14 protein-coding genes are annotated in these 14220 nt (G+C 51.4%); 8 read left to right on the top strand and 6 right to left on the bottom strand.

Annotation, left to right across the window (positions count from 1 at the left end):
* Window positions 1–39: 39 nt before the first annotated feature.
* Genes DHf2319_RS10505 through DHf2319_RS10520 form a run of 4 tightly spaced genes read left to right on the top strand, consistent with a single transcriptional unit; the run spans window position 40 to window position 3071 of the window.
* Complete coding sequence (locus DHf2319_RS10505) at window positions 40–915, top strand: carbohydrate ABC transporter permease (protein ID WP_243478201.1); 876 nt, start codon at window positions 40–42, stop codon at window positions 913–915.
* A complete protein-coding gene (locus tag DHf2319_RS10510) occupies window positions 912–1757 on the top strand; it encodes a carbohydrate ABC transporter permease (RefSeq protein WP_243478202.1) in 846 nt (281 codons plus the stop codon). Before DHf2319_RS10505 ends, DHf2319_RS10510 begins: the two co-directional genes overlap by 4 nt.
* A 10-nt stretch (window positions 1758–1767) precedes the next feature.
* Window positions 1768–2625, top strand: coding sequence for an endonuclease/exonuclease/phosphatase family protein (locus DHf2319_RS10515; RefSeq protein WP_243478211.1), 858 nt, complete (start codon window positions 1768–1770; stop codon window positions 2623–2625).
* A gap of 8 nt (window positions 2626–2633) precedes the next feature.
* Window positions 2634–3071, top strand: coding sequence for an acyl-CoA thioesterase (locus DHf2319_RS10520; RefSeq protein ID WP_243478213.1), 438 nt, complete (start codon window positions 2634–2636; stop codon window positions 3069–3071).
* Window positions 3072–3104: 33 nt separating this feature from the next.
* Here the strand turns inward: DHf2319_RS10520 and DHf2319_RS10525 are convergent, their stop codons facing one another.
* A complete protein-coding gene (locus tag DHf2319_RS10525) occupies window positions 3105–3542 on the bottom strand; it encodes a methyltransferase family protein (protein ID WP_243478215.1) in 438 nt (145 codons plus the stop codon).
* 14 nt (window positions 3543–3556) lie between these two features.
* On the bottom strand, window positions 3557–4192 hold the full coding sequence (locus DHf2319_RS10530; protein ID WP_243478217.1) for an RlmE family RNA methyltransferase: 636 nt from the start codon (window positions 4190–4192) through the stop codon (window positions 3557–3559).
* A gap of 17 nt (window positions 4193–4209) precedes the next feature.
* Here DHf2319_RS10530 and DHf2319_RS10535 point away from each other — a divergent pair, with 17 nt between their 5' ends.
* Entirely contained in the window at window positions 4210–4836 is a 627-nt protein-coding gene (locus tag DHf2319_RS10535; RefSeq protein ID WP_243478220.1) for a YhbY family RNA-binding protein, read from the top strand.
* 22 nt (window positions 4837–4858) lie between these two features.
* Here DHf2319_RS10535 and greA read toward each other — a convergent pair whose 3' ends face one another.
* Window positions 4859–5335, bottom strand: a complete 477-nt coding sequence (greA, locus tag DHf2319_RS10540) for a transcription elongation factor GreA (protein WP_243478228.1) — start codon at window positions 5333–5335, stop codon at window positions 4859–4861.
* Between the two features lie 250 nt (window positions 5336–5585).
* Entirely contained in the window at window positions 5586–7352 is a 1767-nt protein-coding gene (gene uraD / locus DHf2319_RS10545; RefSeq protein ID WP_243478231.1) for a 2-oxo-4-hydroxy-4-carboxy-5-ureidoimidazoline decarboxylase, read from the bottom strand.
* A gap of 708 nt (window positions 7353–8060) precedes the next feature.
* Between uraD and DHf2319_RS10550 the strand changes: the two genes are divergently transcribed.
* The 3 genes from DHf2319_RS10550 to DHf2319_RS10560 are packed head-to-tail and all read left to right on the top strand — an operon-like array spanning window position 8061 to window position 10175.
* Window positions 8061–8834: a ferredoxin--NADP reductase gene (locus tag DHf2319_RS10550; RefSeq protein WP_243478238.1), complete on the top strand. Its 774-nt coding sequence runs from the start codon at window positions 8061–8063 to the stop codon at window positions 8832–8834.
* Window positions 8831–9490 carry a TetR family transcriptional regulator gene (locus tag DHf2319_RS10555; RefSeq protein WP_243478241.1) on the top strand — a complete coding sequence of 220 codons (660 nt, stop codon included), beginning with the start codon at window positions 8831–8833 and terminating at the stop codon, window positions 9488–9490. Before DHf2319_RS10550 ends, DHf2319_RS10555 begins: the two co-directional genes overlap by 4 nt.
* Window positions 9491–9515: 25 nt before the next feature.
* A complete protein-coding gene (locus tag DHf2319_RS10560) occupies window positions 9516–10175 on the top strand; it encodes a histidine phosphatase family protein (protein ID WP_243478243.1) in 660 nt (219 codons plus the stop codon).
* A 13-nt stretch (window positions 10176–10188) separates the two neighbouring features.
* Here the strand turns inward: DHf2319_RS10560 and DHf2319_RS10565 are convergent, their stop codons facing one another.
* The gene (locus tag DHf2319_RS10565) at window positions 10189–10947 is read right to left on the bottom strand and encodes an SDR family oxidoreductase (protein WP_243478245.1); all 759 of its coding nucleotides are present in this window, start codon (window positions 10945–10947) and stop codon (window positions 10189–10191) included.
* 24 nt (window positions 10948–10971) lie between these two features.
* The gene (gene carB / locus DHf2319_RS10570) at window positions 10972–14214 is read right to left on the bottom strand and encodes a carbamoyl-phosphate synthase large subunit (RefSeq protein WP_243478247.1); all 3243 of its coding nucleotides are present in this window, start codon (window positions 14212–14214) and stop codon (window positions 10972–10974) included.
* Window positions 14215–14220: the final 6 nt, after the last annotated feature.

Here is a 14220-nt window from a genome sequence, read left to right on the forward strand (position 1 = left end):
TCGGTGGTCCGTTGTCTAAACGGACCACTAGTCGCTCTGATGAACATAAACTCCAAGCAACTTCAGGCTTATTTATTGCTTCTGCCCGCTTTTGTATTTTTGGTGGGCTTTACGCACTACCCTGCTTTGGCGACTATATTTGACAGCTTGATGTCAACGCCGCGCGCTGGTCGCGCCCCAGTATTCGTAGGCCTGGAAAACTATCAGGTCATGATTGAAGATCCGGTGTTCTGGAAGTCAGTCACCAACAACCTCTGGTTTGCACTAGCGACCATTCCCCTATCGATGGGGATCGCCATTTTTATGGCGCTCTGGGTCAATGACAAGATTGCGGGACGCTCATTTTTACGGATGTCGTACTTCCTGCCGACAGTCTTGCCCATGATCGCCGTAGCAAACATCTGGATTTTCTTCTACACCCCTGACTATGGGCTGATCAATCAGGCGTTACAACTCTTCGGATTAAAGAGCCAGAACTTTCTGGGCAATCCCGATCTGGCGCTCGCCTCAGTCACTGTCGTAGCGATCTGGAAAGAGGCTGGCTTTTTCATGATTTTTTATCTGGCAGCATTGCAGACCCTAAGTCCGAGTTATCGGGAAGCTGCCCAGATTGAAGGGGCGTCAAAGTGGTACTTCTTCTGGAAAATTCAATGGCCACTGCTGATGCCAACCACTATTTTTGTGCTGGTCAATGCGCTGATCAATGCCTTCCGTATGGTTGACCACATTTTTGTGATGACCAATGGCGGACCAAATAACGCGTCATCACTGCTGCTGTTTTACCTCTACGAGGTGGGCTTTAAGTTCTGGGATCGAGGCTACGCCTCAGCGCTCACCATGGTGCTGCTGGCAATCCTGGCCATTGTCGGGTTGTTGCAATTCTTTCTGCTCGACAAAAGGACGCACTACCGATGACAGCCCGCGCCTACACTGCAAAACCGGCTAGCAGCCTGACTGAAGCTGGATGGCTGGGCACTCTCGGTGCCTGGGTGTTGGCAATCGCCTGGATATTACCGCTGCTTTATGCTCTGTGGGCAGCCTTTCATCCAGCTGAATATGCGACTACGTTTTCTTGGTCAGCGCCATTGACACTAGATAACTTTGTGGCCGCCTGGCACGCCGCACCTTTCCCGAGGTATTTCTTAAACACCATCATCCTAGTAACAGGTATCCTCGCCATTCAGTTATTCCTGTGCACGCTGGCCGCCTATGCATTTGCCCGTTATGAGTTTGCCGGCAGCAATGTGCTGTTCTCGCTGATGCTGGTGCAATTGATGGTGATGCCCGAAATTCTGATTGTGCGCAACTATCAGACCTTGAGCTCTCTAGGCTTGGTCGATACCCTGTTTGGTATAGGTTTGCCCTACTTCGCTTCAGCGTTTGCCATTTTTTTGCTGCGCCAGACATTTAAGACCGTACCCAAAGAACTGGTAGAAGCAGCACAGATGGAAGGGGCATCGACGCTACAGATCCTTCGCCATGTCTACATCCCCTTGGCTAAACCGACTTATCTGGCGTTTTCTCTGGTGTCGGTGAGCCATCACTGGAATAATTTCCTTTGGCCACTGGTAGTCAGCAACTCGGTCGAATCACGGCCATTGACGGTTGGCTTGCAAGTATTTTCTTCTGCCGATCAGGGTATTGACTGGTCGATTATCACGGCGGCAACATTGATGACATCGGCACCGCTTCTGATCGGATTCCTGATCTTCCAGAAGCAGTTTGTGCAGTCATTCATGCGAGCTGGCATCAAGTGAGAAGCATTCGATGAAACTTGTGACATGGAACACCCAGTGGTGCAAAGGCCTTGATGGCGTGGTCAGCGCTGAGCGTATCGTGGCAGGCGCGCACGCCATGGGCGACTTTGATGTGCTTTGCCTGCAAGAGATCTCACAGAACTACCCCAACCTGACCGGCGACACGCCACAAGACCAGCCCGCTGAGCTTGCACGACTCCTGCCAGGGTTTCATGTCGTATTTGGCGCGGCGATCGACGAGCAGCCAACCCACACTGCAACCAGGCAGCGGTTCGGCAATCTCATTGCCTCTCGTCTGCCAATCCTGCAAATCCAGCACTTTGCTCTGCCCTCGCCCGTAGGCCCGGTTGCTCCCCACCCGTGGATGCCAAGGCAATGCACGGTTTGCACAGTTCAGGCGACGTGGGGTCCAGTGCGCATCATGACCACCCATCTGGAGTACTACAGCGAAATTCAGCGTCTGGCACAAGCCCAAGCCTTGAGACAAATTCACCAAGCCCTCTGTGACCAAGCCCAGCACCGTCCTTTGGTAGCACCTGAAGAGGCAAACACACCTTATCAACCCAAGCCCTACACCACGGACGTGATCTTGTGTGGCGACTGCAATTTCGAGCCGCACAGCGATCCCTACGAAGCACTGACCACACCAGAACAAGCTCACGTATTTCATGATGCATGGTTGCTTGCCCATCCTGATGAATCGCATCCACCGACTTTCAGGCTGTACGACGACACTTACGGGCCTGATGCAGTCAGTTGCGATTTTTGCTTTTTAAGCGAATCGGTAGCTAAAAGGCTTAAGGCCATCTCAGTTGACACCACCACGCAAGTATCCGATCATCAGCCGGTAATGATTGAACTTGAATAATCCGGCAAATGACACCCCCCGTTGATCGACCTACACAAGCGCTGCGTAAAGACTTTGAATTTTTTGAGGTTATCACCCTGCGATACGCCGATAACGACGGCTATGGCCATGTGAATAACGCTCACTACTATTCATTTTTTGATACGGCAGTTGAAGGTTATCTGAGAGCAAAAGGCATGCGTGATGTGCTCTCAGGTCAGATCTCAACCCCTGTAGTTGCCTCAAGCTGTCGCTATTTCGAGGAGGTGGCTTTCCCTGGCACGATTGCCGTTGGTGTCAAAATCGACCGCATTGGGCGCTCCAGCATCACGTATTTAGTCGCCGTCTTCGTTAACGATGAAGAGCTTGCCCGAGCACAGGGGACGTTCACGACAGTGGCTACATCCAAGGAAACTGGCGGACCAGTGGACGTACCTCTGGTTTTTCGGAAAGCGCACGAGAACTAACTTGCTCGTGACTATTACCTGCTCTATCCGGTCTCACCAAAGCATAGGCACAAATCGCTTTGACCTTTGCCGATAAGCCTCATATTGTCGGAATTGCTTAATGAGCAGATGCTCTTCAACTTCTGATTTGAACCACAACACAAGAACGAGAGCACCGCAGGAATACCAAGCCCACCAACCATCAATCACGGTTGCACAGCCAGCTGCAAACAGCATCAGACTGCTGTACATCGGGTGTCTTATCCACTGATATGGTCCTTGAGTCACCAGCTGACCACCCTCTCTGGGTTCAGGAATAACATTGAAATTACCTGGACGATTGACCGTCAGCGTCCAAATGCCAAGCGCAATCGATACCGCAAACAAAGTTGAACCTGTTACACCGAAAGTCAGATTGGGCCAGGCTTGATAAGCCTGCCAAACAAGAGCGGCCAACAAGCCAAATTGCGCGAACACTAGGCCGTAGGACATATTTGAGACTCCATCTATGCCTTTAGCCCCCGCGCCACCAGAAAAGTCTCGGAGGATTTGTCTCGCGAAGCCTTAGGCTTTCGTTCCACCACTTTGACGAACTGCGTTTTAAGGTTCTGCACGATCTGTGAAAAACCGCTGCCGTGAAATGCCTTCATGATGAGCGCACCATCGGGCTTTAAATGCCTGGCAGCAAAATCCTGTGCGAGTTCACACACATGTGCAATGCGGGCCGAGTCAGCGCTAGCGACACCAGTAAGGTTAGGGGCCATATCAGACAGCACCAGATCGACCGACTTACCTTGAAGTTTGTCTTCTAGCGTGCGTAGCACACTGTCCTCTCTAAAATCACCCAGAATAAATTCGACACCCGCAATCGGTTCCATCTCCAGCATGTCTAATGCAATAATCTGACCGTTGATCGAACCGTCAGAACGCTTCAAACGCTCGCGAGCCACTTGTGACCAGCTTCCGGGCGTGGCGCCGAGATCGACCACCACATCACCTGGTTCAAGCAATTTTTCTGAGTCCAGGATCTCTAGAAGCTTGAAAGCAGCACGTGCCCGATAACCCTTTTGTTGGGCTAGCTTCACATAGGGATCCTGAATATGCTGATTTACCCAGTTTTTTGAGAATTTCTTTTTGGCCATTAACGTACAATCTCGACATGTCTGAATCACACACACCCATTAGCCTGACCAGTCAGGCTCGCAGCGCACTTAGAGGTGCTGCACATAGCCTGCGTCCGGTCGTACTGATCGGTGACCAGGGGTTAACGTCTGCTGTGCTCAAGGAAATTGACCTGGCACTGACGGCTCACGAACTCATCAAGGTTCGCGCGGGTTCGCAAGAACGAGAAGAGCGTAACGAGATGCTATCCCAAATCAGTGAAGAGCTTGGTTGCGCACCGATTCATCACCTCGGTAAAACCCTGATCCTCTACCGTCCTGGTAAAAAGGGATTGTATTCGGTTGCTGCAGGTATCGCAGTTGCCAAAGAGCCACGTACGACCCGCAAGGCGAGCGAGCCCCATACGCCTAAGAAGCTGGCCGCCCAAGGAAAAAAGGCTGGGCGCAAAACCGCCAGTAAAACGATGGCAACTCCGTCTGCCAGAGAGTCTTCATCAGGTAAGCCTTCGATCAAAGCCTTCTCGGCAGAACGTTCAGGGGTCAAGGCCAAACCTAAGCGTGCGGCGAGCGCTGGTAAGCCGGGTTCGAGACTGCGTTCGCCCGCAAAAAAATCGGCACGCAGTGCTCTGAGCTTGCGTGCCGGGGCTAGACGCGGCGCGAAGTGAGGCGCCGCTAATTGGCTGACTTTTATTCGTAGCGAACCGACAAAATCTCGTATTCTCGCTGACCCGATGGAGCACTAACTTCCACCACGTCACCCTCGTGTTTGCCAATAAGGGCTCTGGCCACAGGACTGGAAACAGAGATCTTGTTGTGGCGGATATCCGCCTCAATATCTCCCACAATCTGGTAAACCACCTTGTCTCCCGACTCGAGGTCTTCAATTTCGACTGTAGCACCGAAGACAATCCGTCCGTCTGTCTCAAGCTCTGTAGGGTTAATCACCTGGGCATTTGATAACACCCCATCGAGCTCACTGATGCGACCTTCGACAAACCCTTGACGTTCACGAGCGGCGTCGTACTCAGCATTTTCTGATAGGTCTCCCTGCGCCCGAGCCTCGGCGATCGCCTCAATAACGGCAGGACGCTCAACATGTTTTAAACGATGGAGCTCTTCTTGCAGGCGTTCAAACCCTGCAACGGTAATCGGAATAGCAGACATAGAATTTCCAGCCTCAAAATAAAACCCCGGCCAACACGAACCGGGGCGCGACTTTCTAGACGTATTTTGTGGGAAGTTTGGCAAGTTTGCAAGTACACCCGGATGTTTCTAGCCTGCCAATGCAAATCTGCTGGTTATATAGGGTAGCCGGAGCGCTCATAAGTGCCTCGCGCGACGTGCTTAGCGAGACGTCACTGGTGGTCACAGACGCAAAGAGACTAGGACATTACCAAATCGCAGACTGGTATTGTCATTTGATCTGACCGAGTACATGCATGAAAGCCTGCACGCACAAATGGGCATCATCATTGGTAGTCATCTCCAGCGGATTATGGCTGATACCGCTGTTTAACCCACGCACAAATAGCATCGCTTGCGGCATGATGTCGTGTAGTTTCATTGCATCATGACCAGCACCACTAGGCATTCTAAATACGGGTAGCCCAACTTCCTTGACTGCTCTCTCCCAGCGTGATTGCCACTCAGGCGCTGATGGCGCTGCGGCTACACGCATGATCTCTTCCAGTTCAAACTGGACGCCACGGCGCTGACAGATTGATGCTAACTCAGCCTTGACATCTGCCACGCAAGCATCTCTAACCTGATCGGTTGTGGCGCGAATATCGAGGCTAAACCGGCATCGCCCGGGCACCACATTGATTGAACCGCTAGGCACCTCGAGCATACCGATGGTACCGACCAAATCAGGCACGGATGCCGCTCGCTTCTCAAGGTATAGCGCCAACTCAGCCACAGCGACAGCAGCATCACGGCGCATGCCCATGGGAGTCGTACCGGCGTGGCTAGCCATTCCACGCACCTCACACAAAAGCCGAACGCCGCCGTTTATAGATGTCACCACCCCAAGGGGCAAGTCCAACTCATTGAGAACTGGCCCCTGTTCAATGTGCACCTCAACAAATCCCAGATAGTTGTTTGGATCACGCTTGATGGAAGCAATATCGTCAATCGATAACCCCGCATTTTGCATGGCTTGTCGCATGCTGATCCCATTGGCATCGATTTGATCCAACCAGTCCGGGTTAAATTGGCCGGTCAACGCACCTGATCCTAAAAATACTGCTTTGTAACGCTGCCCTTCTTCTTCAGAAAATGCCACCACTTCGATACCGAAGGACAAGCGCTTTGCCTGATCGGCCAGTTCCTTGACACACAACATAGGGGCAAATATCCCTAAACGACCGTCGTACTTGCCACCATTGCGCACAGTATCGTAGTGGCTTCCGGTCAATAGTCGCTTGGCATTCTTATCCATTCCATGATAGACGCCAACCACGTTGCCAACCGCATCAATGCTGACGTCATCAAAGCCGCATTCATCACGCATCAACCGGGCAATGTGTTGAGCACAGGCTTGGTGTGCCTCAGTCAGATACGTCACTGTCAACTCACCACGCTCTAAGTAGCCCGGTTCGCTGTGTACGGCCAGCTCCTCACACCAATCCCAAAGCTGATTACCTAGTACTGGCTGCGCATCGAACTTATCGTTCAGTCGGAGCTCGGCGATGCGATGAATGTTGCGTAATGCCTCGCGTCGCTCAAAATCAACGGGATTATTCAACCGTCGCGCCAATGTCGAGATAATTTCAGCTTTTCCTAGTCCCGTGCCTCGAGGACCACGAACAGCCAATATGAATGGAAATCCGAACTTCGCTTTATAGGCTAGGTTTAGCCTCTCTAGCTCTTCTAATTCTTCAGATGTAAAGTCAATTAAACCTAATTTATCCTGTGCATAGGCAGACTTTGCCATGAGCGAGTTACAGTGCATTATCTCGCACGCAATTTCTGGATAAGCGCGGATCAACTCAAGCTGAGCATGTTCTGCAGCCTGATTGACTATTTCGGTCAATCCGTGCTTGAGTGCTGTGAGGGAAGCAAATGGTCGTTTACCTGCCGCATGTCGAACAATCCAGGCTGAGTGCTCATAAATACCGTCAAGCAATGTCACCAAGTCCGCTTCGCCCGCCCCATTTATTTGGTCAAGCGTTATTGTCATGTCACTTTCCCCAGAATCAAGCGTCACCAACAAGTTTTACAAAAGTTTGACAGATAAACCGCAAGCAAATTGTATACAAGAATTTTTCACTACAGCAATAAAGAAACACGGCTTGCCATGGACACACTCAACCCCTATCTTTTCTCCCCAATACCGGGATAACAACGCAGGCATACACATATTCAACGCTTGAAGTTCAACAGTCGCTAGGATAACGCTGACTGCTCAATGCTTTAGCACGACACTTTGCTGACAGCAGTGACCGACGTGCTACTGAATCGCGTCTTTAATGATCCAAAAGGGAGTCTCCAGGCATCCTGCCTTGGCAACTCATGGTGCTGCTGCAACCATTCACACTGCCAAACCTTGCGCGCACCCTTAATGGGGCCCACAACACGTCGCTGTTGTCGGGCTCACTTTTTCGCCCCGACAATCGAGCGGGCGAGCATATGACTGGTCACTATTCTAAGAATCATGGCAAACACTTGATCTATCTCGTGAAATAGCGAAGTTTTTGTGACCGGAGATACACGTCAAAAGTTAAATTGTAATAAGTCGATTGGTTAGTCTGATATCGAAACCCATGAAGTTTGGTGATTACCAAACTTTGGCTTTCAATCAGAACCCACTTTGGCGCTGTTGTGGCGCGATTCGTCTAAGTGATTTGTATCGAAGCGATTGATTACTGCCTGACATTTGGATTAATTCATGAGTGCCTTTTGCGAAGAACGTGTGTTAAGCGTCCATCACTGGACCGACCGGCTTTTTTCCTTTACGACGACCCGAGACGCATCCCTTCGCTTTAGCAATGGTCACTTCACCATGATTGGCCTGAAAGTAAATGACAAACCTCTTTTGCGTGCATACAGCATCGCAAGCGCCAACTATGAAGAGCATCTGGAGTTTTTCAGTATCAAAGTACCTGATGGACCATTGACGTCCAGGCTCCAGCACATTAAGTCAGGCGACACAATCATCGTGGGTCGCAAGCCCACAGGCACACTATTGATTGACTATCTTTTACCAGGCAAGCGTCTCTACCTACTGGCCACGGGCACCGGGCTGGCACCCTACTTGAGCATCGTGCGTGACCCGGAAACTTACGAGAAATTCGACGAAGTCATTGTGGTGCACGGTGTCCGAGAAGTTGCTGAGCTCGCGTATCGCGATCTTTTTATACGCGAATTACCGGAACATGAGTTTTTGGGTGAATTAGTGCGCAACAAATTGCGCTACTACCCAACTGTGACTCGCGAAGCATTCGAACACCAGGGTCGGATAACCGATCTGATTGAGTCGGGCGAGCTGTTTACTAACCTTGGTCTACACACACTGGATCCAGCCGTTGACCGAGCCATGATCTGCGGCAGCCCGGCCATGCTGCGTGATTTAAAAGCCATATTTGAGACACGTCACTTCAAAGAAGGGAGCACGACTACACCTGGTGACTTTGTGATTGAACGAGCATTTGCCGAACAGTGAACACTCGAACAGGCCGAACTCCCAGACAAAGTCGAGGTCAAGATACCAGGGCGAACCTTTTACAAGCCGCTGTCTCAGTATTTTCTGAGTCAGGGCTGCATGGCGGCAGTGTTTCGCGAATTGCCAAGCTCGCCGAATCGTATGACCGAATGATTTATTACTATTTCGGCAGCAAAGAGGGTCTGTTTGTCGCGACGCTCGAGGAAATGTATCGTCAATACAATGAAGCGGAGTCATCGGTTGAGCTTAACCTCGAACAGCCTGTCGATGCGCTTAAGAAAGCCACCATATTTTTTGTTCGCTATTTCCGCGACCACCCTGAATTTGTCACGGTTCTCAACAGCGAGAACCTCCACAAAGGTAAACATATCAGCCAATCACTATTGGCAAACCAGTTCTCCAAGCCTGCCATTGGCTTGGTGCACCGAGTGCTACAAGCAGGTAAAACCAAAGGGATTTTTCGGGTCGATATCTCGCCTAGGGATATTTACGTCATGATCTCGGCCATGGGTTACTTTTACCAATCAAACCAGTACACTCTATCGGCATTTTTAGATGAACCGCTACGCGATCCTAAGCTTTATGATCAGTGGGAAGCGTTTGTAGTAGATGCGGTTTTGCGTACAGTGCGCACCAATCTGGTTGAATTGGGATAACTTAAATAGGCAATGGTAGTCATACATGAGCACCGAATTCCTGATTGTTCGCCATGGCGAAACGCCATGGAACGTGGAACGACGAATACAAGGTTGGCGTGACATCGATCTAAATGACAACGGTCGCAAACAAGCCGCGCAACTAGCGCAACGCCTAAGCCAACCTGACACTCCGCACGCACCATTGCACGCCGTCTACAGCAGTGATTTGTCCCGCGCGCGATCAACCGCCCAGCCAGTAGCCGAACGCCTGAATTTGCCTCTTGGATTGATCCAAGGAGTACGCGAGCGTAACTATGGCATTCTCGAGGGAGTCCCATTTGATCAGATGCAACAGCGCTACCCGGATATCGCCAAGATCTGGCAATCACGCGATCCTGACGGCGTAATTCCAGAGGGTGAAACTTTGCGCGAGTTTCACGCCCGAGTCACTGAGGCACTTGAGGCACTCGCTGCAAATCATCCACAGCAGCGTGTACTGGTTGTCACCCATGGCGGTGCCATGGATATTTTGTGGCGCATAGCCTCCGGTGAACCAATTCAGACGCCACGAAAGGTCATCATGCTTAATGCCAGTATCAACCGTATCCTGATTAAATCAGACGCTGATGGTTTTAAGTGGTCTTTACTCGACTGGGGTGATGTGAGTCACCTGCAAAAACCTGCAGATGATCTAGTTTCCTGACCACTGGCGTTAGTCAGGTCGGACGTCTTGGTTTTCTTGGTGCGTTCATGGCCAATCGATCATAGAGCCACACTGGCAACAGTTTCATGAGCCGTGACACGATAGCCATTTGCCAGGGAATCACGGCGTATCGACGCTTAGCTGCAACAGCCCGAACAGCACGTCGCGCGAATTCATCAGCATCCAGCAAAAACGGCATGCTGTAGGGATTTTTTGCAGTCATCTCACTTTTTACATAACCCGGGGCAATAGTTACCACATCAATACCTTTGGGCTTTAGTTCTAGTCGCAGGCTCTCGCAGTAGGTAGTGACTGCAGATTTTGAGGCACTGTATGCACCTGCACCCGGCAGGCCTCGTACCCCAGCCACACTCGAAATACCAACCAATGTGCCTTGCCCGTGTTTGGTCATGATGGGCACAAATGGCTCGAATGTTGAAACCATCGCCAGAAGATTGATATCGAAGATGTCTTTGAATACCTCAAAGTCTTCGTCACACTCGGTCAAGGTACCAGCACTGACACCCGCATTGGCTATCACAATATCCACATGACCAACTTTTGCAACGAAATCCTGTGCCGCAGCATGCAAGGCCGCTCGATGACGGACATCAACGGCGTAAATATGAACCTCACTACGGAGATTGCGTGCCATCTCGTCCAGACGATCACTGCGGCGTGCAACCAATCCAAGTACGTGTCCCTGACTTGCATATTGTCTCGCTAGGGCCTGCCCTATGCCACTAGAGGCGCCGGTGATGAATACCGCCATGTCTCACCTGCCTCTCATGAACAACTAGGCCTGCAGAGATTGATGCAGACTTTGTAGCGAATAGACCTGCAACCCTTTGCCATGGCGAAGGTAATGCATACCCTGCACCGCAGCCCAAGCGCCAGCGATGGTTGTGTAGTAGGTCACCCGGTTTGCCAGCGCCTGCGTACGAATTGCACGAGAATCGGCAATTGCATTTCGACGTTCTTCAACGGTATTGATGACCAAGCCGATCTCACCATCATTCTTAAGCATATCAACCACATGGGGTCGGCCTTCAGCCACTTTGTTGACAGCAACCACCTCAATGCCCGCCTCTTTGATCACAGCAGCGGTGCCGCGGGTAGCTACAATACTGAAACCGAGCTCAGACAGCATACGGGCGATTTCAACGGCCCTCGGTTTGTCTTGCTGTTTAACGCTAATGAAGACTCGACCCGACTCTGGTAGTTTGACGCTCGCCGCCATTTGTGACTTTACAAAAGCCTCACCGAAGCTTTCGCCCACTCCCATGACCTCACCGGTGGACTTCATCTCCGGGCCGAGAATGGTATCGACGCCTGGGAATTTAACGAAGGGAAATACAGCCTCTTTGACCGAAAAGTACTTCGGTATGACCTCTTGGCTCAACCCTTGGTCGGCAAATGACCGGCCCGCCATAGCGCGTGCAGCGATCTTCGCCAGTTGCAGGCCAGTCGCCTTGGAGACGAATGGAACAGTACGCGACGCCCTCGGGTTCACCTCAAGGACATAGACTTCGCCATCCTGAACCGCAAACTGCACATTCATGAGGCCATTCACATTCAGGGCTCGGGCCATTGACGCAGTCTGACGTTTGATTTCCTCGATAGTCTCAGATGGCAACGAATAAGGCGGCAAGCAGCAGGCGGAGTCACCGGAGTGCACGCCTGCCTGCTCAATATGCTCCATGACACCACCGATAAACACGCGTTGGCCATCACACAGACAATCCACATCAACTTCAATAGCGTGATTCAGGAATCGATCAAGCAACACGGGCGAGTCATTGCTGACTTTGACCGCTTCGCGCATATACCGCTCAAGATCGATTTGCTCATGCACGATCTCCATGGCGCGGCCACCGAGCACATAACTTGGGCGAACGACAAGCGGATAACCGATTTCCTGCGCATGTGCTAGTGCCTCCTCTTGAGTGCGAGCGGTGCGGTTGGCTGGCTGCTTTAGTCCAAGCTTTTGCAGGAGTTTTTGGAATCGCTCCCGGTCTTCCGCCATATCAATCGAGTCAGGGCTTGTCCCAATAATCGGCACACCATTGGCTTCTAATGCACGAGCAAGCTTCAAAGGCGTCTGGCCGCCATACTGCACAATCATGCCAACTGGGTTTTCTTTATGGACGATTTCAAGTACGTCCTCGAGAGTTAATGGCTCAAAATACAACCTGTCGGAGGTGTCGTAGTCAGTCGACACTGTTTCGGGGTTGCAGTTAACCATAATGGTTTCGAACCCGTCCTCGCGCAGCGCAAGCGCTGCATGAACACAACAATAATCAAACTCAATGCCTTGTCCAATTCGGTTTGGACCACCACCAAGCACAATGATCTTGCGTTTGTCGGAGGGCTCAGCCTCACATTGTTCCTCGTAAGTCGAATACATATAAGCCGTGTTGGTGGCGAACTCGGCGGCGCAGGTATCCACCCGTTTGTACACGGGACGCACTCCGTATTGATGGCGCAACTTGCGGATTTCAGCCTCGGTAGTATCAAGTAGAAACGCAAGACGGCGATCCGAGAAACCGCGCCGTTTTAACTGCCACAGCGTATCGCGATCCAAGTCGACCAGCGTACGTTGTTCAAGCGCTAGTTCGATATCTACTATTTCCTGAATTTGGGCTAGAAACCACGGATCGATCTTGGTTAGCTCATGCACCTCGTCGAGTGTAAAGCCCTGCGCAAATGCATCACCCACGTACCAGATACGTTCAGGGCCAGGCTCTCCGAGTTCAATTTGAATTTTTTCTCGATCGGTTGTCATTTGATTCAGACCATCGACCCCGATCTCCAAACCACGCATCGCTTTTTGCAGGGACTCCTGGAAAGTACGACCCATGGCCATTACTTCACCCACTGACTTCATCTGCGTCGTCAGGCGAGCATCAGCCTGCGGGAACTTCTCGAATGCAAATCGCGGGATCTTGGTAACGACATAGTCTATCGTTGGCTCAAATGATGCTGGCGTAGCACCACCCGTGATCTCATTCTTGAGTTCGTCAAGCGTGTAGCCCACAGCCAGACGTGCGGCCACTTTGGCAATCGGGAACCCTGTCGCTTTGGATGCCAGTGCGGACGAACGCGACACGCGAGGATTCATCTCGATCACGATCAGGCGACCGTTTTGCGGGTTCAACGCAAACTGTACATTTGAGCCACCCGTATCAACACCAATCTCGCGCAAGACCGCGATCGATGCGTCACGCATGATCTGGTATTCCTTGTCAGTCAGTGTCTGAGCAGGCGCAACCGTAATCGAGTCGCCGGTGTGAACGCCCATAGGGTCCAAATTTTCTATGGAGCAGACAATGATGCAGTTATCAGCCCGATCACGTACCACCTCCATCTCGTACTCTTTCCAGCCAAGCAGCGATTCCTCAATCAGGAGCTCATTGGTTGGCGAAGCCTCGAGGCCGCGACGACAAATGGTTTCAAACTCCTCAGCGTTGTAGGCAATACCGCCCCCGGAACCGCCAAGCGTGAAACTCGGACGAATCACCATAGGGAACCCTATTGACCCAGTTTCCTCTGAAATTCGACGCTGAACAGCCCAAGCTTCGTCCATCGAGTGCGCTACACCAGACTTGGCAGACTCCAGCCCAATGGTGGACATGGCATCCTTGAATTTTTGACGGTCTTCGGCTTTTTCAATTGCGTGCGCGTTAGCGCCGATCATCTCAACGCCGTGTTTTTGCAACACTCCGTGGCGCTCAAGATCAAGCGCACAGTTCAACGCAGTTTGCCCACCCATTGTTGGCAGTAATGCATCAGGCTTTTCTAGCTCGATGATTTTTTCCACCGCCTGCCAGGTTATCGGCTCGATATACGTGACGTCCGCAGTTTCCGGATCAGTCATGATGGTGGCTGGGTTACTGTTAACCAAAATGGTCCGAAAACCCTCGGCTTTAAGAGCCTTGCAGGCTTGTGCGCCAGAATAGTCAAATTCACAAGCCTGGCCGATGATGATAGGGCCTGCGCCAATAATCAGAATGCTTTGGATGTCAGTACGTTTGGGCATGAGCTA

It is taken from the genome of Orrella daihaiensis (assembly GCF_022811525.1).
Lineage (GTDB): Bacteria > Pseudomonadota > Gammaproteobacteria > Burkholderiales > Burkholderiaceae_B > Algicoccus > Algicoccus daihaiensis.